This is a genomic window from Lysinibacillus sp. 10T31 (assembly GCF_056394365.1).
Genome location: NZ_JBFTHS010000029.1, coordinates 22,702 through 43,566, shown reverse-complemented (window position 1 = coordinate 43,566; position 20,865 = coordinate 22,702). Strand labels below are relative to the sequence as shown.

The 20,865-nt window shown below is 34.5% G+C and carries 23 protein-coding genes and 1 pseudogene; 15 read left to right on the top strand and 9 right to left on the bottom strand.

What is annotated here, in order from left to right:
* The first annotated feature begins 199 nt into the window (after positions 1–199).
* Positions 200–958 (top strand): class I SAM-dependent methyltransferase, encoded by a 759-nt coding sequence (locus AC1DCY_RS17155; protein ID WP_477352075.1) that lies wholly within the window; start codon positions 200–202, stop codon positions 956–958.
* Positions 959–1,034: 76 nt separating this feature from the next.
* Here the strand turns inward: AC1DCY_RS17155 and AC1DCY_RS17150 are convergent, their stop codons facing one another.
* Positions 1,035–1,808 carry a DUF1266 domain-containing protein gene (locus AC1DCY_RS17150; RefSeq protein WP_477352073.1) on the bottom strand — a complete coding sequence of 258 codons (774 nt, stop codon included), beginning with the start codon at positions 1,806–1,808 and terminating at the stop codon, positions 1,035–1,037.
* A 398-nt stretch (positions 1,809–2,206) separates the two neighbouring features.
* On the opposite strand from AC1DCY_RS17150, the gene AC1DCY_RS17145 reads away from it, so the two are divergent.
* Positions 2,207–3,052 (top strand): MBL fold metallo-hydrolase, encoded by an 846-nt coding sequence (locus tag AC1DCY_RS17145; protein ID WP_477352071.1) that lies wholly within the window; start codon positions 2,207–2,209, stop codon positions 3,050–3,052.
* Positions 3,053–3,143: 91 nt separating this feature from the next.
* Here the strand turns inward: AC1DCY_RS17145 and AC1DCY_RS17140 are convergent, their stop codons facing one another.
* Together AC1DCY_RS17140 and AC1DCY_RS17135 are read right to left on the bottom strand one after the other, a co-directional pair.
* Entirely contained in the window at positions 3,144–4,553 is a 1,410-nt protein-coding gene (locus AC1DCY_RS17140) for a sodium:solute symporter family protein (RefSeq protein ID WP_477352069.1), read from the bottom strand.
* The gene (locus AC1DCY_RS17135; RefSeq protein WP_477352067.1) at positions 4,554–5,870 is read right to left on the bottom strand and encodes an aspartate aminotransferase family protein; all 1,317 of its coding nucleotides are present in this window, start codon (positions 5,868–5,870) and stop codon (positions 4,554–4,556) included.
* Between the two features lie 244 nt (positions 5,871–6,114).
* Here AC1DCY_RS17135 and AC1DCY_RS17130 point away from each other — a divergent pair, with 244 nt between their 5' ends.
* The 5 genes from AC1DCY_RS17130 (at position 6,115) to AC1DCY_RS17110 (ending at position 10,239) form a co-directional block, all read left to right on the top strand.
* Positions 6,115–7,014: a LysR family transcriptional regulator gene (locus tag AC1DCY_RS17130; RefSeq protein WP_477352065.1), complete on the top strand. Its 900-nt coding sequence runs from the start codon at positions 6,115–6,117 to the stop codon at positions 7,012–7,014.
* A 323-nt stretch (positions 7,015–7,337) separates the two neighbouring features.
* Entirely contained in the window at positions 7,338–7,886 is a 549-nt protein-coding gene (locus tag AC1DCY_RS17125; protein WP_477352063.1) for a PadR family transcriptional regulator, read from the top strand.
* A 63-nt stretch (positions 7,887–7,949) separates the two neighbouring features.
* Entirely contained in the window at positions 7,950–8,645 is a 696-nt protein-coding gene (locus tag AC1DCY_RS17120; RefSeq protein ID WP_477352061.1) for an ABC transporter ATP-binding protein, read from the top strand.
* An 11-nt stretch (positions 8,646–8,656) separates the two neighbouring features.
* The gene (locus AC1DCY_RS17115; protein WP_477352059.1) at positions 8,657–9,364 is read left to right on the top strand and encodes an ABC transporter permease; all 708 of its coding nucleotides are present in this window, start codon (positions 8,657–8,659) and stop codon (positions 9,362–9,364) included.
* 500 nt (positions 9,365–9,864) lie between these two features.
* Complete coding sequence (locus AC1DCY_RS17110) at positions 9,865–10,239, top strand: VOC family protein (RefSeq protein WP_477352120.1); 375 nt, start codon at positions 9,865–9,867, stop codon at positions 10,237–10,239.
* Between the two features lie 712 nt (positions 10,240–10,951).
* Here the strand turns inward: AC1DCY_RS17110 and AC1DCY_RS17105 are convergent.
* The 4 genes and pseudogenes from AC1DCY_RS17105 to AC1DCY_RS17090 all read right to left on the bottom strand — a co-directional run bounded on the left by AC1DCY_RS17105 (position 10,952) and on the right by AC1DCY_RS17090 (position 13,393).
* Positions 10,952–11,304, bottom strand: a pseudogene (locus AC1DCY_RS17105) (cupin domain-containing protein).
* 20 nt (positions 11,305–11,324) lie between these two features.
* Positions 11,325–12,239, bottom strand: a complete 915-nt coding sequence (locus tag AC1DCY_RS17100) for a class I SAM-dependent methyltransferase (RefSeq protein WP_477352057.1) — start codon at positions 12,237–12,239, stop codon at positions 11,325–11,327.
* Between the two features lie 148 nt (positions 12,240–12,387).
* Positions 12,388–13,074 carry a DUF421 domain-containing protein gene (locus AC1DCY_RS17095; RefSeq protein ID WP_477352055.1) on the bottom strand — a complete coding sequence of 229 codons (687 nt, stop codon included), beginning with the start codon at positions 13,072–13,074 and terminating at the stop codon, positions 12,388–12,390.
* Between the two features lie 133 nt (positions 13,075–13,207).
* Positions 13,208–13,393, bottom strand: a complete 186-nt coding sequence (locus tag AC1DCY_RS17090; RefSeq protein ID WP_477352053.1) for a hypothetical protein — start codon at positions 13,391–13,393, stop codon at positions 13,208–13,210.
* Between the two features lie 159 nt (positions 13,394–13,552).
* On the opposite strand from AC1DCY_RS17090, the gene AC1DCY_RS17085 reads away from it, so the two are divergent.
* The 7 genes from AC1DCY_RS17085 to AC1DCY_RS17055 all read left to right on the top strand — a co-directional run bounded on the left by AC1DCY_RS17085 (position 13,553) and on the right by AC1DCY_RS17055 (position 18,584).
* On the top strand, positions 13,553–14,359 hold the full coding sequence (locus AC1DCY_RS17085; RefSeq protein WP_477352051.1) for an aminoglycoside adenylyltransferase domain-containing protein: 807 nt from the start codon (positions 13,553–13,555) through the stop codon (positions 14,357–14,359).
* Positions 14,360–14,591: 232 nt separating this feature from the next.
* On the top strand, positions 14,592–15,149 hold the full coding sequence (locus tag AC1DCY_RS17080) for a cysteine hydrolase family protein (protein ID WP_477352050.1): 558 nt from the start codon (positions 14,592–14,594) through the stop codon (positions 15,147–15,149).
* A gap of 128 nt (positions 15,150–15,277) precedes the next feature.
* Entirely contained in the window at positions 15,278–15,850 is a 573-nt protein-coding gene (locus AC1DCY_RS17075; protein ID WP_477352048.1) for a DUF1697 domain-containing protein, read from the top strand.
* Positions 15,851–16,310: 460 nt separating this feature from the next.
* Positions 16,311–16,643 (top strand): hypothetical protein, encoded by a 333-nt coding sequence (locus AC1DCY_RS17070; RefSeq protein ID WP_477352046.1) that lies wholly within the window; start codon positions 16,311–16,313, stop codon positions 16,641–16,643.
* A gap of 14 nt (positions 16,644–16,657) precedes the next feature.
* The gene (locus tag AC1DCY_RS17065; protein WP_477352044.1) at positions 16,658–17,350 is read left to right on the top strand and encodes an ABC transporter permease; all 693 of its coding nucleotides are present in this window, start codon (positions 16,658–16,660) and stop codon (positions 17,348–17,350) included.
* A 106-nt stretch (positions 17,351–17,456) separates the two neighbouring features.
* Positions 17,457–17,642: a hypothetical protein gene (locus AC1DCY_RS17060; RefSeq protein ID WP_477352042.1), complete on the top strand. Its 186-nt coding sequence runs from the start codon at positions 17,457–17,459 to the stop codon at positions 17,640–17,642.
* A 198-nt stretch (positions 17,643–17,840) separates the two neighbouring features.
* Entirely contained in the window at positions 17,841–18,584 is a 744-nt protein-coding gene (locus AC1DCY_RS17055) for an amidohydrolase family protein (RefSeq protein ID WP_477352040.1), read from the top strand.
* A 112-nt stretch (positions 18,585–18,696) separates the two neighbouring features.
* On the opposite strand, the gene AC1DCY_RS17050 is transcribed toward AC1DCY_RS17055, so the two are convergent.
* The gene (locus AC1DCY_RS17050) at positions 18,697–19,002 is read right to left on the bottom strand and encodes a hypothetical protein (protein WP_477352039.1); all 306 of its coding nucleotides are present in this window, start codon (positions 19,000–19,002) and stop codon (positions 18,697–18,699) included.
* 263 nt (positions 19,003–19,265) lie between these two features.
* Between AC1DCY_RS17050 and AC1DCY_RS17045 the strand changes: the two genes are divergently transcribed.
* Complete coding sequence (locus AC1DCY_RS17045; protein WP_477352037.1) at positions 19,266–19,607, top strand: hypothetical protein; 342 nt, start codon at positions 19,266–19,268, stop codon at positions 19,605–19,607.
* A gap of 300 nt (positions 19,608–19,907) precedes the next feature.
* Here the strand turns inward: AC1DCY_RS17045 and AC1DCY_RS17040 are convergent, their stop codons facing one another.
* Positions 19,908–20,819: a DMT family transporter gene (locus AC1DCY_RS17040; protein ID WP_477352035.1), complete on the bottom strand. Its 912-nt coding sequence runs from the start codon at positions 20,817–20,819 to the stop codon at positions 19,908–19,910.
* Between the last annotated feature and the right edge of the window lie 46 nt (positions 20,820–20,865).

Sequence of the window (20,865 nt, the reverse complement as noted above, 5' to 3'; positions counted from 1 at the left end):
CGGAACGTAAATCAACCACTCGCTTTGGTGTTGATTGAATATATTGCTTTACATCTCTTTTAAATGTATAATTTTACTATATTATACAGAAAGCGAGTGATTCATGATGATAGTCAGCTCTATTTTCCCAACAAACAAATATAAGGTGTGGAAGAAGTAAGAATAATAGATTCTTCTGCACGAAATCGGAGGAATTGACATGTATAGTTATTACGGACCTTTATGTACAGAACTTTATGATTTGACAAAACCAGTAGGATATTCTATTGGTGGAGATATTGAATATTATCTTGAACGCTTAAAAGGAACTAAGGGAAGGGTACTTGAAGCAGGAGTGGGCTCTGGACGCTTCTTAATCCCTTTACTTGAAAATGGATATGATGTTGAGGGGATTGACTACTCACCTGAAATGTTAGATTCATGCCGAAAACACTGCAAAGAAAGAGGATTCAAGCCAAATCTATATGAAGGTAACTTAAGCAATTTTTCATTAGACTCAAAATATGAAGCGATTGTTATGCCGACGGGTTCGTTCTGTTTAATCGAGAATTCAAAAGATGCGATGGATGCATTAACATGTATGTATAATCATTTAACACCTGGAGGCCGCCTAATTGTAGACATGCTTTTACCTACAGACTGGAGAACAGGGGAAATTACTTCATCCTACTATGAAATTTCGCAAGAGGAAGGAATTTCAATAGAAAGAAAAGCAATTGAAATGAACTGGATCGATCAATATACGCTAACCGTTTTAAAATATGAAAAATGGCGAAATGGTAAATTAATTGATACAGAGTTACAAAGATTTCCGTTAAGATGGTACGGAATAGAAGAATTCAAGCTTATATTAACAAACATAGGTTTTTCTGATATTACTTGCTCGGCTGAATATGTTTATAACAAGAAGCCTTCAAATGAGCATTCACTAATTACATTTGAAGCTGTTCGTAAATAAATATACCTGCTAGATATTAGCTAAGAAAGTAGCTAATATCTAGCAGGTTTTTAGATTTAATCATAATTCTATTTTCTCATGCCTTGTCCAAGGCTACAGATTCCTGTACCGTTGATCGCTTAATGTTAAATTCATTCCAAATCGAGTCTTTTTCATCCAGCAATTCTTTTCCTTTCCAAATGATATCGTTAATTTTACCCTCGTAAGCAATAGCTCGACCAAATGCAAATGAAATAAAATAATCATTCCAGGATTGGAAGATAGGGCTGGCGGCGTCAGCAGCTCGCTCTATATAGCTCCATGCCTGTTCCTCGGTAATATAACCAACTATGTAGCTCCATCTTGCAATATTTACAGCTCGGTCAAAATCCCATGCAGCAATGGTGTTTACTTGGTCAAAATTGGATTTCGTAAAGGAAAGCCTCTTCATCATCCCTTCTTGGGCTGATTCATAGCATTCCTGCGATTTTCCCACTTCTTCCTCTGTAAAAGACTGTCCAGCTTTCAACGCCAGAAGCAGCTCATTAAACTTCGTACGGTGCCCTTCTGATAGCAGCCATTCTAGGGTTTGTATAGCCTCCTCTGTATTATTAACCTCCCAGGCAGCAGAAAGGCCATCCTTCAAAATTTCATGATTTTCCTTCACCTGCAATATCCGTGGCGATTCAAGTCGGTAAAGAGCGAGGATGGCACCGTAGGCAAGCAAATGCTGTTTCTCCTTTGGTAAAGGGTTAGCCATCTCCATTTCTGCACGCTGTTTTTTATTCTTTTTATTAAATACATTGACCGCTATAGACATACCCGCGAAAATTAAAACCACAATCCCTACAATAATTAGAAAAATCTTCAAACCATCACGTTCCTCTCCATATTTTTATTAGGCGCAGTTGAAATCAGAATCACTCACTCCTAGTAAATGATAGTAAAATTATACATTTACAGGTAATGTTATACAATAAGACTATTTTATTACTTGTTACTGATAGATAGTATGAAAATGTTGATTGGCGTAGAGGCTTCTGGAAGAGCGATTGAAAGGAACTAAAGAAAGTGGACTAAGCTTCTTAATCCCTTACTTGAAAAGGGATAAAATGTTGATTCATGCTGGCAAATATTTATTTTGAGACCTCATGAGCTGGATCAACCAATATAATTATTAGATACAATCCAATTTTTTCTTGCTTTATTTTTACTGTATAAAGGAAAAATATGATTGTCTATATTTCAATGAAGGAAGAAGGGTTTTCCATGCATAAAGATATGAATTATGGTAGCGACATTAAATATATTCCAGCAACATCAATTTGGAGTGGAGATGGTGTAGAAGTATTACCTGATTTATACCAGCATACGATTCAAATTGTTAATATCGTACTCTACGGTGAACCTCATAAGAAAGAGTTCGTATTAGTTGATGCAGGCATGCCAAAAAGTGCAAAGGAAATTATTTCATTAGTTGAGGAGAGGTTTGGATCAAATAGTCGGCCTAAAGCATTAATTTTAACGCACGGGCACTTTGATCATGTTGGTGCAGTAATTGATTTAATTGAACATTGGGGTATGCCAGTTTATGCCCATTCTTTAGAATTACCTTATTTGACGGATATAAAAAATTATCCTGAACCTGATACTGCTGTAAATGGTGGCTTAATAGCCAAAATATCATCCATTTTCCCGAATGAAGCTATTAACTTAGGAAACAACATTGAGGAGCTCCCGTCCGATGGGAGTATCCCATATATGGATGGTTTTCGTTGGATTCATACTCCGGGCCATACGCCAGGGCATATATCTTTATTTCGCGAAGAAGATCGAGCGTTAATTGTTGGAGATGCCTTTGTTACGGTTAAACAAGAGTCTCTTTACAAAGTGGTGCTACAAAAAAAGGAAATTAGTGGGCCGCCACGATATTTCACGACGGATTGGCAGGCTGCTTGGGATTCCGTAAAAAAATTAGAGGCATTAAAACCTTCAGTTGCTATTACGGGTCATGGATTACCAATGAAGGGGGAAGAGCTTACTAGAAATTTGCATAAGTTAGCGACTGACTTTGAGCAGATTGCTTTACCTAATCATAGCAAATTCCTGAATTAATAATTCCGAATTATAAAAAACTGCATCTCCAATTGTTAGATGTGTCTAACTACTGGAGTGCAGCTTTCTTGAGTTTGTCTTCTATAAAGATTTACTTATAAATTGACGTATTTTCCTTGTTCGCCTCAATGTTATTTTCGGGAATAATAAGTGTGAAACCAACAATAACGACAAGTCCAGTAATTAAACCATAAATAATCGGTAATGTAGAAGTAATTCCAAAAATAATAAATGAAATAAAGATAACTAATGAACTAGCAATAATAGAATAGAAAGCAGCTTTACTTGTTACACGCTTCCAATAGAGACCGATGATGAGTGGTACGAAGATAGCACCTGATAAAATTGCGTAAGCCATATCTAATGCCACTAGTATATTTTGAATCCATACTGAGAAAATGATTGCTAACACACCTAAGCCAAGTATGACAATTCGCGATGTATTGATGATATCTTTATCAGTCATATCTTTTTTTACGTATACCTTAATAATATCGTTAGTGATTAGGGTCGCAGAGGCAAAAATAGCACCTGAAGCATTTGACATAAGTGCAGAACAAACACTAGCAAGAACAAGCCCCAACAAACCTGGTGGGAGAATTTCTAATGCAAGGCTAGTAAATGCTGATTGAGAGTCCCCTAAATTTGGAAGTAGCACAAGTGCGCACATACCTACAATACTTAGTACTAAACCATAGAAAACACTGTAAAGACCGGCCGATATGGCACTTCTTTTCGCTACTTTTTGATTTCTCGCTGTAAATACACGCTGCCAGATGTCTTGAGAAACCATTAAACCGAAGAAGTACAATAAAAAATATTGGAAGATACGATCCCAGCCGATATTTGTAAGGCTAAGATGCGCTTCTGGCACACTACTAAATAGAGCAGTTAATCCTCCGACACTGTTTACGCTAAACGGGAACATAATAAAAAATACGCCGATAGTCATTACTATAAATTGTATAATATCGGTTAATGTAATACTCCACATTCCACCTAAGATTGTATAAAAGAGCACGATCCCTCCGCCAATAATCATAGAAGGAATAAGGGACCAGCCCAGTAATACGTGAATAACATTTCCCATTCCAATTACTTGTGTTACTACGACCATAAGGGTATAGATGGATGTAACAATAGCACTGATAAGCTGAGTTCCTTCTCCAAAGCGCTTTCCGAGTAACTGACTAATAGTAAAAACCTCATAACCGCCAATTTTATTAACGACGAAAAGACCCAAGGCAGCTATACCAAAGCCCATCATCGAAACAAACCAAAGACCAGAAACCCCGTAATTATAACCTAATGACGTGGAACCCATAGTAGCCGCACCACCGATAATAACGGCTGCTAAACAACCGACATGGCTGTAGTACCCTAAACGACTTCCTGCGAGAACAAAATCTTTTTCAGATTTCGCTTTTTTAACTCCGATTATGCCGATAATCATTAAGACACCAAAATATAGAAGAAGAACAAAAGTATCCAGTATATTCATTTATTCACCCCCGAAACTAAATTCTAATTCGTATTCGGTAATTGCTTCGTCAAGCAAGGAAATTCCTAAGTCTAAATGTTCTTTATCTATATTTAATGGAGGCATCATTCGAATTACCTCTCCCTTATTACCGCTCAAATAGTAAATAACCCCTTTGTCCAGACACTTCTCCAGGATGTTCATTAAACCCTTACCATTTGGTTCTCGGTTTTCAGGATGAATAATTTCAATTCCTAGCATCAAACCAATTCCACGAACATTGCCAATCGTATGATGTTTTTCTTTTAAGTGTATTAATTTATTTAATGCATAGTCACCTAATATTCTAGCATTTTCCACTAAACCTTCTTCTTCTAAAACATCTATTGTAGCGCATGCGGCTGCACATGCGACAGGATTTCCGCCAAATGTAGTACTATGACTACCAATTGTCCATTGTTCCATTAATTCCCTGGAAGCTACTGTTGCGCTAAGGGGTAAGCCACTTGCAATTCCCTTTGCAATCGCCATGATATCTGGTGTTACACCGAATCGATTTGCTGCAAACCAGTCACCAGTTCGACCAAAACCAGTCTGAACTTCATCAAAGATTAATAAAATTCCGTTTCGATCACAGATTTCTCTTATTTTTTGTAACCATGCTTTTGGAGGGATCACATAACCGCCTTCTCCTAGAACAGGTTCTAAAATAACAGCTGCCACTTCATCTGGAGACACTTGATGATTAAATAAACGTTCAAAATCTTTTTCAACATGTTCTGACCAATATTCATCGTGGTTTAAACCTTCTGGTGTTTCCGTTAAATGAGCATATGGTAATTGATATGTCATGTTTGCTCCAACCGGTAAATTCCTTCTGTATTTACTTTTTGATGTAGTAAGACTTAAGGCTCCCATCGTTCTTCCATGGAATCCTCCAAGGAAAGAAACAACGTAAGGTCTCTTGGTTACATGTCTTGCTAATTTTACTGCACCTTCGATTGCTTCTGCTCCGCTATTTCCAAAGAAAAAACAATCTAATGGCTCTGGTAAAATCTCTCTCAATTTCTTAGCTAATAGAATAATTGAATCGTAATTAATAATACCGATAGGACCATGAACTAAACGATCTACTTGATCTTTAATAGCTGTAATTACCTTTGGATGTCTATGTCCTGTATTTTCTGTAGCAATACCAGAAGTAAAGTCTAGATATTTTCTACCGTCTACTCCTATATAAAATAATCCCTCAGATTTTACTACCTGCAGATTCGGAAAATCCTTAGCCATTGTGGGTGCTAATAGACCTTCTTCGTTAATGTTTTTCCAATCAATCATAAACTCATCCCCATTTCATTGGTGTTGAAAGAATTTTCTCTTAATTCAGAAAAAACGTCAAATGCCTATCATAAGAAATTTTAATAGTTGAAAAATAGTTGATAAAGAAGGATAGAAATAAAAACATCTAATTCGACCTTGCATAACACTCATAATTTCTTAAATGGAAGAAGGGTAATTATTACTTTATAATAGAAATACAGATTTAATATGTAGGAATTAGGGGAAAGTAGACGGTGATTAAATGGAACTAAGGAATTTGAAAACCTTTCAAGTGGTCGCAGAAGAATTAAATATCACAAAGGCTGCCAAAAGATTAGGGTATACACAGCCAACTATTACGCTACAAATACAATCTTTAGAAAAAGAACTGAAGCACACTCTATTAACAAGAGTTGGTAAAAAGACACTTCTAACAGCCGCTGGAAAAAAGCTAAAAGACCATGTCGATAACTTATTTATTCTTATAGATAAGATAGAAAAAGACATGGAAGAGCTACATGGACCGTCTGGCATTCTGACTATTGCTGCCTCAGAATATTATTGTACTCAACATCTTTCACCGATTGTAAAAGCTTATTTGGAAATCTACCCGACTGTGAAAATAAGTCTTCTACCACTAAATAGTATACATGCTATTAAAAGTGTAAGAGACCACGTAGCGGATATTGCTATCATTGCGAATGAGTGTAATGATATTGATATTAGTAAAACTTTTTTAGAAGAGGAAAAGGCTTATTTAGTTGCTTCTTCTGGAATTAGTAAAGAAAGAAGTTTTCAAGAAATTCTAAGTGAAGATACCTTTATCTCCTATGACTATCATTGTAGTTTCAGTAATATCATAGAACAATACTTCAAAAAAGAAGAATTTCAACCTCAGTCCACTATTGTGGTTGGTGGAAGTGATGAGATGATAAAGCGTGCCGTGTTGAACGGAACAGGCTATGCGATATTAGGTCAAAATGCTATTGAGAATGAAATACAGGATGGCTCGATCAGCATCCTCCAACAAGTTTCAGAATCTATCATTACATCAGCCATTAATTTAAAAGTTCGCTCAAATGAACCGAATATACTAACGTTTAATGAATTTTTACAAAACGCCTGGCCAGTTAGCAATAATCTTAGTGAATCTTTAAATTAAATTGCAAAAAAGATAATTAGAAAATGGGGAATGCAAGTGTGCATGCCCCATTTCTTACTTTCTATGATGGATATATTTTACTTCATTCAGTAAAAGAAAAAGACTGTAGCAAAATAAATTTTGCTACAGCCGGAATTGGTATATGCCCTTTGATAGTGCAATATTATCCATCTTATCATAAAAAACTTTATTATGATGTATTTTGTTTTTTTTGAATAATGATTTTTTAGCATATAAATAATTAAAAGGCCGGCCTATTGACAAAAAAATGCAGAACAGTTATATTCAATTTATTCAACGTTGAATATAAAAAGGTGATTATTATGACAAGACTATTAGTTCTTGCTATGTTGGGGCTAAAACCAATGACTGGCTATGATATTAAAGTAATGCTTGAATTAAGCGACGCTGAACGATGGGGTGGTGTGCTAATCGGCTCGATCTATAATGCTTTGAAGAAACTTGAAAAAGATGGCTATATAGAGGTGGCTAGCATTGAATCCACGGGTCATAGACAAAAAGCAATTTACCAAATTACAGAAAAGGGCAGGGAGCATGAGCAAGAATTAATTATAGAGGCTCTTGAAAAATCTTCTGTAGTTTATCCTACAACTTTATATTCTGGTGTCTCTTTTGCATTTAAACTGCCAAAAACTAGAGCGGTGGAAGCATTAGAAAAACAGAAAATAATTTTGGAACAAGAAGAAAAGGCGATCAATGCTGGCTATGAGGCGAAATTGCTTGCTATGCAAGGAGAACTACCAGCATTAACACAACTAGCATTTGATAATATGCTTGAAATTGTTCAAGTACAATCAAAATTTGTCCATCAAGCTATTGAAATTATGAAAAAAAATGACTCTCTCGAATGAGGGAGTTAAAAAATAATTGTATATTCAACGTTGAATATACAATATTAAGTAAGGGGAGAATATATGAAAAAGCTAATTAGTGCTAGCCAAATAACGAAAAATTATAAAGCTAGGTGTGTCGTTGATCATATAAACGTTGATATTAAAGAAGGTGAGATAGTAGCTTTAGTGGGCACAAATGGTGCTGGGAAAACAACAACAATCGGAATGCTACTTGGTATTATTCCTCAAGACAGTGGAACGATTGAATACTGGACATCTGATTACAAAAAGGAAATAGGTACGCAGCTTCAATCAACCCCTTTTTTCGAAGGTTATTCTGTAGAGGATAATGTGAAATTATTTGGGGCATTCTATGGAATTTCGCTGACAAAAAATGAAATTGAAGAAAAACTAGTCGCTTTTGATTTATTGCAGGTCAAAAAAACACCAGCTATCAAACTGTCATTAGGACAGCAAAAACGCCTAGCCATTATCGTGACAACTTTGCATAATCCCAAACTTGTGATTTTGGATGAACCTTCTGCTGGATTGGATCCTAGAGGACAACGAGAAATTCAACAGATCATTAAACGTATGAAAGATAGCGGGGTTGCCGTGTTATTTTCTTCCCACGATATGTTAGAAGTAATGAATGTTGCTGACAGAGTGTTGATAATGCATCACGGAAAAATAATGGCAAATGGCTCAACCAATGGTTTAATGGAGCACTATCAAACGCAAAATTTAGAAGAATTATTTTTTGAATTAACGAAGTGAGGAGCGAGAAGATGAAGGCTATTTTCGTATTAAATTTGAAATCTAGCATAAAGGATATGTATTTACTCTTTTGGTCAATATTAATGCCGTTTGCTGCAATCATTGCATTAAAGATATTTTTACCGAGCTATGCAGAAAATTATGTAGAAGGAATCATTGCCGTTAGTGTATTTTTTTATTCATTTATGACCACTGCTTTTATAGCGTTATCGCAAAGAAAAAGAGGCGTTTATAATTTACTTCACACGACACCAATGCCTTTATGGAAATATATCGTCAGTATTTCTAGTGCATGGGCTATAGTAGCGATTATTTTATCTTATATCGTGCTTTTATTTGCTATCGTTATCAATCAACTAAATTTTTCTTTTAATATCCTCTTGTATATGACACCGATTATTTTAATAGCTTCATTAAGTTTTGTTTTTTTAAGCTTTTTTATTTCAAGTCTCGTGAAAAACGAGGGACATTTAAGTATGACAGCAAATGTACTGATGATACCACTAATATTTTGTAGTAATGCATTTTTTACAATGGAAAAAGCGCCAAACCTTATTCAATACATTAGTCTAGTAAATCCATTTGAATGGTTTTTAAATGGAATTAAAGCCGCGTTTCTAAATAACTTTAGTATATGGGGAGAATCTTTACTCCTTTTATTGGGATGCCTAGCTTTGACACTTATCATTTCCTTAAAAACATTCAAGTATAGTGAATAATAATTGAAACGTAAAAATTCAAATGACCAGAACTCGAATTTGAGTCTGGTCATTTTCTGCGTTACTTTGCAGACCCAGCCATATAGCGGTTGTGAGGAGTGTAGAAATTGTAGATTTGGTCTGAACGGATATAAAAGCTAAAAATAGAATATTTCAGTAAAGACTCTAGAGAGGGCGATGGGATGAGTGAAACATTAATTAGAATAGGAACTACATATATTCCAGTCAGCAATGTAGAACTGTCATGTGAGTGGTATGTAAGTAAGTTGGGAGCAGAGTGTAGTTAGATGAATACTCGCGAAAGGAGAGTAAATACTCGCGGAAGAGAGAGGAATACTCGCGGAAGGAGAGCGAATACTCGCGGAAGAGAGAGGAATACTCGCGGAAGGAGAGTAAATACTCGCGGAAGGAGAGTAAATACTCGCGGAAGAGAGAGGAATACTCGCACGGAGCAAGAATACTCGCGGAAGGAGAGAGGAATACTCGCGGAAGAGAGAGAAATACTCGCGGAAGAGAGAGCAAATACACGCGGAAGAGAGAGGAATACTCGCGGAAGTTACGTAGATACCGATAAAGCTATTCTTAATTTTGCCAATCAAAGTATTTTTCTTGTTAGATCAATGAACAATCAAAGCTCAAATTTCATTGATTGCTACGGCAAAGAACAATTTTCGATTACCTTTGAGGTTGATGGATTAAGTGCATTAGAGACTATTCATAAAATTTTTAAAGAGAAAGGAATTAGGGTTGGAGAAGTTGAAAATAGGGGGCATGCTGGAAGAAATTTTATTTTTCACGATTTAGAAGGAAATAAATTCGATGTGTGGAGTGAGCTGAGTCCTACATTTATAGAGAAATATAAGGGTGAAGAGTAAACCAATATTGAAAGAAGTAGAAGCAATATTTATTCTGATTCCACTAAATTTCCCAGACAATTATTTTGGAGTTAGTAAATTATATAGAAGGAGAGACGAAATTTTATCTTGTATGATCGAATGGAAATACTCTAGAAATTGTCAATTTAACTATATAGAAACACTATTTCTTGAACAGAAAATTTATAGAGGGCCACTTATTATTATAAGTGACCCTTAGTAACAAAGCTTCGGAGGTGTAAGACTAAAACAATCTTACATTACTAAGATATGATACGATGTTATTCTTGCATAGTTAATTGCCTGAGAAATAGTTTAACTTCTTTCAGCGGGTGTTTGGACACCCGCTGAAATAGAGGAGCTCAGTCTAAGAACGCCACGTCCTGTGGCAACGACTGAGTGACCAACTTCGTGTTGCTGCCGCTGCGTTAACACTACGCTTTCGCACAGAAAACATTTGTTGGCCTAAAGCCTCCGGCGGATGTCACGGAATCGGAAAGGAGTTAATAAAGGATGTTAGCCTAAAATCATCGCATCCATGCGATAACGGCTAACTGACCTGCATCATGTTGCTGCCGCTACATTAGCACTGCGCTTTCGCACAAAAAACATCTGCAGGACAAAGCACAAAACCGATTCCAGACGCATTGTTTATCTATGCGAAAGTGAAGCGACAGCTACAATTATGCCGAGGCATAATTGATAATATTAGTTATTTTAAAGGCATAAAAGCTGCGGGATTTAATTGTTCAGATTCTATCACGATACCAGTTAATCCTTTATCCGTTTTAGTTTCATGCCATTCATCCTTTTCCCAAAAACTGCGTCTCCAGGCTGGACTTGATAATATTGCTCCTGTTCATTTCTTACATATCCTTCGCCTTCTAAAATTAAGAGTAGCTGGGGAACCACTGCTTGATGATAGCCAATAACACCGTTTTCTTCTAAATACATGCACCCGATACTAGCTGGTACTTCTGTGTTAATAATGCGAGACATAATAAAGTTTGACTCAAACTGAGTTATGTTTTTCCCATTCTCTTTAGACAATTGATAAAGTTTCATTTGATTCCTCCAAACTTAAATTATTTTTTTACAGCATGAACGTAATGAATCGTTTCAAAAGCTGTTAGATAATCTTTTCGATTGTCAAAATAAAGCTCATTAATTGTATATGGCGACAGATGTTCATAAATAAGTAGGTTTGAGTTTTCTAACATTTTTTCCATTTCTTTATAAGTGAAACACGATTTCATCGGTTCACCACTTGCAGCAGCCATTTTCACCATGTTATCTACTCGGTTTGAAATTCCTTGTTCTTTAAATAGTTTTTCATCTGCATAGTCCAACACTATCGAACTTCCTGTTGGTACATTGGCAAACAAATGATCAATTAAACTTGAAATTTCATCTTTCGTTAAATAATAGGAAACACCTAGTAGACTAAAGAAAGTTTTTTTATTGTCAAAGCCGATATCCATTAGATTTTGATATGAAAACTTTTTTGTGAAATCCATCGAAACGAAATGTACATTAATTGGAAGCTTTAAATTAACTTCAGCTAATCTTTTCTTTTTAAATTCCTGTGTTGCAGGGTGATCAATTTCAAAGATTTCCAAAATGTTTTCAAGTTCCGGGTGTCTTAAGCTAAATGTATCTAACCCTGCTCCGAGAATGACGTATTGCTGTAAACCTAGCAAAACTTCATTCAGTAAAACTTTTTCACAATATGCTGCACGTGCCAAGGGTGTAGGGGAGAGTTGAGTTTGCACAATCCATTTTAATAGCTCTTCAGTTTGTCCATTTAGTTTTACTGCGATTTCTTTGTTGAAAAACTGGATACCTTGAACCATATTTGTTTGAATGTCATTGAACTCTTGTTGTGTGATCAATTCTTTAGCTAGGTAGTCATCAAAAATTTTAGGTGTATCGAATTGACTATGATAGGCTCTACTAAAAGCTGAGATTAATGAAGTTAAACTGGATTCATCTTTGTTCATGCAAATACACTCCTTCAAAAAAAAATAGGATTCCCCTGGCCAGGAGAATCCTATTGTACAAATAAATTGATTAAAAGTAAATTATTGCATAAAAAACTTTTTTTGTCAAATTCGAGGTGCCGAGAAACAACTAGATAAAGAAATCTACTTAATCAAATTTTTGGATAAATATTTTACCGTTCGGTTGAATTTCTGCATAGAAAACTTCTTCGATTGATTGTATATTTTCCTTTTTTAATTCGTTATCTAACCATTCTCTGCTTTTTCCAACTTCCAGGAAATTTTTTGTTAATAGCTTACCATCTGTGATAATTTCAATGGGTATAAAAGAAGGAGGTGAAGGAAAGATTTTTAAATCTATCCTTTGCGTGCCTTGAAATTCAGGCTTTTTCAAAATACTAAGCATGCCATTTGGTTCTAATATAGCATAGTCAATTTCTGTAATTGAAAAAACTTGATACTGTCTAATCATCATTGTTAGATCATCAATATTAATTTTAGTGTTTGCTAAAGCTTTTCTATCTATTTTCCCTTTTTTAATAACGATTGTCGGTTGTCCATCAAGTAATGTTCTTGCTTTTCCGGATTTTAGAGCGATGTAACTAATTAAAGTAGTAAGCGCACACCAAACGATTAAGCTTACTAAAAATTTAGTGTATACAATTGTTTTTAAAACTACCATATTGGCAGCCATTGAACCAATTGTAATACCAGTTACGTAGTTAAAGAAGGTTAAGTGACTTAGTTGTTTTTTACCTAGAAACCTCGTAAGTGTCAGAAGAACAAAAAAACTAATAATCGTTTGAACAACTACTTGTAAATAACCTGTGTACAAATTCTCCCACTCCTTATCTAATCCCTAGAATACCCAATGAATTTTTAAAAGATACTCCAATACAAAAACAGAGTGGATTCAAATTTACATTTCATTAAAAATATAACAGGATCAGTACATTATTGGATCTTCATCATAATGTAGGGTTGATTTCCGTTCCGACTGGGCGCTTTGCCGCTGACGCTTCGCTTTCGCGCAGATAAAACATTTGTTGCTGACGCTTCGCTTTCGCACAGAGCAGAGCTTCCTGGGGGCGTCCGATGAGCCGCTTCACTCGCGCTGCTCGCTCCAGGGTCTCATCTGTGACGCTAATCCCCAAGGAGTCGCCCAGTCTCCACTCCAATCAACTTAATACATGGTATACGTTTCAACAAATTTTATCTCTTAGCTTCGGTAATGAACCTATGATTATCAATAATGGAAAATATAATCGGTATTTTGGTAATATAAGTATTATTTGGTTAAAAGGAGAGTTTTTATGGATTCTAGAGTTCCTATTCAAGTTCGAAAAATTCTAAATGAATATATAACCCTATTTCAAAATAAAATACCGAATACGCTTGAAGGGTTCTATTTACATGGTTCAATAGCGCTTAACGCTTACATAGACGGTTCTAGTGATATTGACTTTATTGCAGTTGTCAATAGATCCTTAACCGAAGAAGATGCAAAAATAATATCCGATCTTCACAAAGAATTAAATCGAAAATACAAGGATACAGGAATGGATGGATGTTATTTACTTGTTGAGGATATTGGTAAGAAGCAGAGTGAGGTAAAAGGTTGTTTAAACGTAAACGAAGGTAAAACTAGTTGGAGTAATGATAATATTAACCCAATTACTTGGTGGATTTTAAAAAATAAAGGGATAACCATTTTAGGACCGGATTTAGCTACGTATAGCTTTCGTGTAGATGAAAGAGTGCTTAGTGATTATGTTTTAGAAAATATGAACAGTTATTGGTCAAGTAGATTGAAAAAAATTAAAAAATATAAAGCATTTTTGATACCAAATAAATTAGTTGATTTAGAAGTAGAGTGGTCAGTTACAGGGATTTTACGGCAATTTTACACACTGCAAGAACAAGATATTGTTTCGAAAGTAGATGCTTGTAAATATGCAATGCATCATTTACCAGAAAGATTTCACAATATTATTAACGAAGCCATCAGTATTCGAGAAGGTTCCAATATACGCTATTGTAATTCGAAAAAACAACGCATTGATGACACTATTCAATGTATGACTTACATACTTGAGCATTGTAATAGTGTCAAAAAGTAATGAAATGTGGCTTATCACCACATGTTTTGGTAATGAGCTTGAAATGTTCCAATTTACCTAGTATTACCTTTCGTGGAAAATGTGATAAAATTAATAAGTCTTAAATGACAATTTCATTTAGGGGGTAGATATTATGAACAAAAATTATGTTAGCGCCGTGATAAACAAAAAGGGGAAATCGTCTAACTAAAAAATTATATAGCGTTTCCTCAAATCGAAAGGGGAAAGTTTTTTGAATCAAGCACTACTTATTATTGATGCTCAGCAAGAATTAATGGATGGCAATGAGAAAGAAAAAGCAGTTTTTAATAAAGAACATCTAATTAGAAATATCAATTTAGTCATTGACAAAGCAAGAAAATCCGATGTACCAGTTGTCTTTGTAAGGGATCTCGATGTTGCGGAAGGTAAAGGGACTGGGTTTGATATTCATAATGGCATTCGTGTACCTAAGGAAGTAATGATTTTCGATAAAAAAGCAACGAATTGTTTCCATGGGACTGAACTGCTAAATCATTTGCAATCTCAAGAAATTAATCATGTTGTTGTAATGGGATGCTCGACGCAGCACTGTATCGATAGTGCCGTAAGAACTGCGACTATAAGTGGTTTGGATGTCACGTTAGTGGGTGATGGTCATTCAACAGTGGACAGTGATGTTTTAAGTGCAGAACAAATTATAAAGCATCATAATCATACACTTCATGGTCATTACAATGTCGAACACTTTTCAGTTGTTAGAAATTCAGAAGAAGACTTGTTTCAACCTACACATGATTCGTATAGATAAGAAAAAATGTATAGGGCACTCATATTTATGGGTGTCTTTCTTTTTTGAAATTATTTTTGATTTTCTAGAGGAAGAGCCTTGGATAGTAATGTTTAGTAAATAAATTGTAAGTAGAAAGGCGGGATAGTATGACCATATATATTGCATTTCTTAGAGGAATTAATGTAGGCGGGCATAATAAAATAATCATGGCGGATTTAAGAAGTTCTCTAGAGCAATTAGGATTACATAATGTGAAGACTTATATCCAAAGTGGAAATATTCTTTTTGAATCAGACGAAACTGAGGAGCTTTTGCAAACGAAAATTCACGATAAAATTAAAGAGGATTTTGGGGTATCTAGTGTTGTTGTCATAAGGACAGCAGAGGAAATACAGCAGATCGTTAGTCAATCCCCTTTTTCTGATCAGGAGATTTCAGAAGCGGAGCAATCATGTAAGGGGGAATGCTTGCATGTTGCTTTGTTGCCGGCAGCTCCTTTAAAGGTTAATAGTGACAAGTTTTTATCCTATGCAAACGAAAAAGAGCTTAGTGTCATTGATGGTAGAGATGTGTATCTTTTATTTTATGACAGCATTCGAAACTCCAAACTCGGTAATAACCTAATAAAGCTTGAGATTCCAGCAACTGTCCGTAATTGGAAAACACTCATGAAACTATCGAGTATGGTCGAAGAAGTCAAACATATGAAGAGTGAATAATATTTATCAAAGCTCTTTATTAAGCATTCGTATATCGGATTTACAAAAATGCATAAAAAAAGATTTCAATAATTAGGATTATATGGTAATATAGTAATGTCATGGTTAACAAATGAACACGCATAAAGAAGGCTAGGTATTCACAAATTTTTTGTGAGCCTAGCTTTTTTGTGTTGACGAATCGTAACAATAAAAACCAACAAGTTATTTTGAACTGCATCCCAAATTTGGGGTGCAGTTTATTTTGTAGATAATCCCTACGAGAGAATTACAATTAATAAATTTGTAAGGAATGAGTAAGAAAAAAGAGATGATCGATTCGTACAATAAAGTACATGAAAGGGGTCGTTTCGGTGTAAACATGTATGGAGAATGGTGAAATTATATTGCTTTTTTGGATCAAGATTACTGAAAGGATTTCAATTTATGAAAAAAACATAGCTCTTTAGAGGAGTATTTCATGAATAAACGAACGGAGAGAGAATCCATGCTTAAACTGATGGAACTAGGATGGAAAAAATATCATTTATCTAAATATTTAACAGGAATAATAATTTTTATTGTGGCAACCTATCTTCCGGTTAACCTTGTCCCGTTTGGATTTAAAGTTGTAAGTGGACTGATTTTTTCAGATTATACAGGACAAATGCCATTATTGACTATTCTTTTCAAAACAATATTGACAATTATTTTAGCTGTTATTTTATTACGTTTATTAATTGAAGAATACAAGAATAGTTATGGTCTACCAATATTCAACATAATGAGTATTGTTTATATTATCATGCAATAAGGAGAGATGGTTCTATGCTACATTTACTTAAGCTGGAAATGAAGAAATTCAATTTAGGTTGGTATGTAAAAGGTGCAATTATTGCAAACATCATTATAACTGCAGTAGTGTGTTTCGTAATTTATATAGCACAAAGAGAAGGGGATATACCCATTTCAACATATGAAGATGTTTATGTACTGATTGGTGCAAGTGTGAGGGCAACGTTTATTGTGTTTGCCTCTGTATTAATTGCAAAATTAGTTATTGAAGAGTATAAAAACAGAACAATTTTGATTATGTTCACTTATCCGGTTAGTCGTAAGAAATTGATTGCTAGTAAACTGGCCTTGATCGCTTTTTTAACCTTAATGACTATGATGTTGTCAAATATCGTTGTAGCTGGTCTTTTTTCGATCATTAATATTTATTTTCCTATCGTACCATTTACAATAACTGCAAGCCAGTTTATTGGAGAAGTCATAAACATAGTTCCTTTTGCTATTGCCGCAACAGGAACAAGCTTAATTCCATTGTATTTTGGGATGCGTAACCATTCAGTTCCGGCTACAATTGGTTCATCTTTACTTGTGGTGGCAATTGCTTGTGCTTATAACCCAGAAATATCATTAGTAACCTTCATTCCACTGCAATTAGGACTTGCAGCAGTTGGAGTAATAATTGCGTACATAGGTATTCGTAATATTGAAAATGTAGATGCAATGTAATTTGTAGTAAAGTTAAGCAGAATCAAAAGACTATCGAAATAGAAGAGTTTTAGTAATTAATATTGGTGTTTACAATAAAAAATGTAAAGAAAGAAGGCGACAAGAAATGGGAATGACTATAGGCATTATTACAGGTGCAGTTTTGGGTGTGGTTTTATTATTAATTAGCATGATATTATTTTGGATAAGCAAGAGAGGACAAGAAGAGAGTCCCTATGCAATATGGATACTGGTTGCGGGTTTGCTAGCGTTAATTACATCTGGAAGTAATGCTTTAAAGTATCTCTTATAAGGTACTTAATTTTAATGTAGTTAAATGATATCTGACTTTCATTTTGGCTCACTATATTTGTGATACTGAGGGGATTTTTGTAAGACTTTGAAGATTCGAATGGGCTGATGATAAGGAAAACTTATGTATTTGAATAAAACATCATAAATTTACTTTATACTCTTAATTTGATAACGTAAAAGAAAGGAGGCGGGAAAGGTGAGAATTTTTGATGCACATTTTCACATTATTGATTTTGATTTTCCTATTACTGAAAATCAAGGATATGTACCACCTAGCTATGTTGTAGAGGATTACCAAAAAGAAACAGCGACTTATAATATCGTCGGTGGTGCAATTGTATCAGGTTCTTTTCAAGGTTTTGACCAAGCTTATTTATTGAATGCTTTAGAGAAAATGGGATCTGCATTTTGTGGTGTTACACAGCTACCATTTTCAGTAACAGATGATAAGATTATGGACTTACATAAAAAAGGTGTGCGAGCACTACGATTCAATGTGAAGCGTGGTGGTTCCGAGGATTTAACGAAGCTCGATTACTTTGCAAGACGTGTTTATGATTTAACTGGTTGGCATAGTGAATTATATATCGACGCAAAAGATTTATCTGAAATTGCACCAACTATTGAAAAATTACCGGCGATTTCAATTGATCATTTAGGGTTATCTGAGGAAGGCTTACCTCATTTGTTGCGCCTAGTAGAAAAAGGTGTACGAGTAAAGGCGACTGGTTTTGGTCGTGTAGAGCTCGATGTAGAACAAGCTTTGAAATCAATTCATGCTGTTAATCCAGAGGCGTTAATGTTCGGTACAGATTTGCCGTCAACACGAGCAAGAAGACCGTTTGCTTATGCAGATATTGAACTAATTCGAGAATTGTTTGATTCAATGTCTACGGAAAAAATTCTTTATCAAAACGCGATGAATTTTTATTTCAAGTGAGTTTTTTTAGTAGAAGTACCCCTAATGCCAAAATTGAATAAAATTCATAAATTACGATCTTTCAAAAAACAACCTCAATAATTGAGGTTGTTTTTTCATTACTATATAGAACTTATGGTGAATAACCATATTTTTTTAACATTACAACATCTCCATTATTTTTTGAAAAAACTTTATAAACATATCCTACACGATATTCGTAATTTTCTTCCCATTTAATTACATCATAGAATCTTTCAGGTACAGCTAATTTATGACCATCTAACATAAGGAAAATATCCCCTTTTTCTTCTGTCCTATTTTCTTTCCCAATTTGATAGACACCTTCTACATAAGTATCATTAATCAAATAAAAAAATAGTCCACATGCAAAAATTAAAAATATTACTAATCCAATATAAAAACGCATATACCTCATCGTAGTTTCCTCCTTGTTCACATAATAAAAACTCTAACTTTAAGGAGTCACAACCTTCAAGGGCTATTTTAATAATCAACTTATAAAGGTATTTTTATTTTTAGTCTATCATTTCCTTTCCTAAAAACATGAAATTTTGTTAAAAGGGAGTATAAAATGAAAAAAGGGGCCTTGTTTTAATAGGATCAGTTTTTGGATTATTGATTTCTGTTGTCATATCTTTTGTAATTCTATTTATAGTCAAATTGTTTGTTGGAGGTGTTATGAGTTTTTCAACGGATAAATGGCTTTACTATACTTTATCAGTACCAATGATAACTATTTTTGGAGTTTTAGGAGCATATTTCTATGATCATTCGAAATTAAGTAATAAAAAGATGTGGAAGGTTAGTTTTATAAGTGCCTTAACGATAAGTTTAATTAGTGGAACTGTTGGTAGTATTATTTGTGACATCATTATTGGAGGAAGCTTACAAGGTATTAATTTTGAAGGTAGGGTTATATGGGGAATAATATATACTTTGATTTTTTTACCTGTAACTGTAATGGTTGGTAAAATAATAATCGAGATTTTCGCTCAATTTATTAAGGCAATAAAGAAATAGAAAATATAGTTTCTTAATCAAACTCAGACGTTTTAAACGTCCGAGTTTTTTATTTATGTGGTTCTTCTCATTCAAATAAGCAATAGGACACATAATGTATTTCATTCAATTCATTGATTGACTTTACTCCATGCTTACTTCGGCACCATTTTACAAAGTTTTGAGTATCTAATATTGTATTGGCCATTTGTTTTTTTTATGAATATTGTTTGTTCCAATCTTCAAAGCCTCACGCTTGGATTCCCCAATTGAAAATGCTTCTTAAAAAATGACAATGGAGCAATTTTGCAATCGAAACAGTTAGTTCAAGCTCTGAGCATCGTTATTTTCTTTAATAATATCTTCTTTCTTTATGTTTGCAATAAATACACCTATTAAAGTAATCAAGCCACCTGTTACAGCTGAAAAATGTGGAACCTCACCAAGCCAAATCCATGCGATAAGAAATGCAAAAACAGAGGTTAAATAAAGCGTACTTGTTGCTTCAGCTGCCCCTGTTCGCGAAGTAACATAAGCTAGTGTAAAATAAGGAATGATTGTTGGAAAAATTCCAAGATACAAAATGACTAATGTTGCATTTAACGGGGCATCCATTATTGCTTCACTTAGGCCAGGTGAGAATAGTAACATAAAAATAGTACCTGACCAAATGGCGTACATCGTAAAGGGAATAGCGCCGTATTTTTCTAGATAACGATGTTGAAAAACAAAGTAAATACTTTCTGAAAGGGATGCTATTAAAACGATAATAATCCCCGTATTAAAAGAAAAACCTTCAGTTGAACCTCCTACTGTAATAAATGCTACACCAGAAAAGCTAAGCAGTGAACCAAGCCATGCCCATAATCCAAGCTTCTCACGATAAAAGAATACAGCTAACAAAGCAGTGAATATCGGAGTTGTGGAAACAAGTAAACTTGCAACCCCAGCACTAATCGTTTGCTCTCCATAATTTAGTGCTACTTGATAAACAGTGAAACCTAAAAAGCCAAGTAATAAAATAATGGGGATATCTTTTAACTCAGGCAAAGGAGTTTTTGTAATAACTGCTATGATTATTAAGACGAATGAGCCGACTAATAATCGTAAAAGTGATATATGTTCAGGTGAATAGGCTGTCAATGCCACTCGAATTCCTGGAAAAGCCGATGCCCATAAAATGATTGTTATGAAATGAGCAGAAATAATCTTAAGATCTAATGTTTTTAACATGAATACACCTCGTTATCCAACCAATTAAATTTATGTTTTCAATATT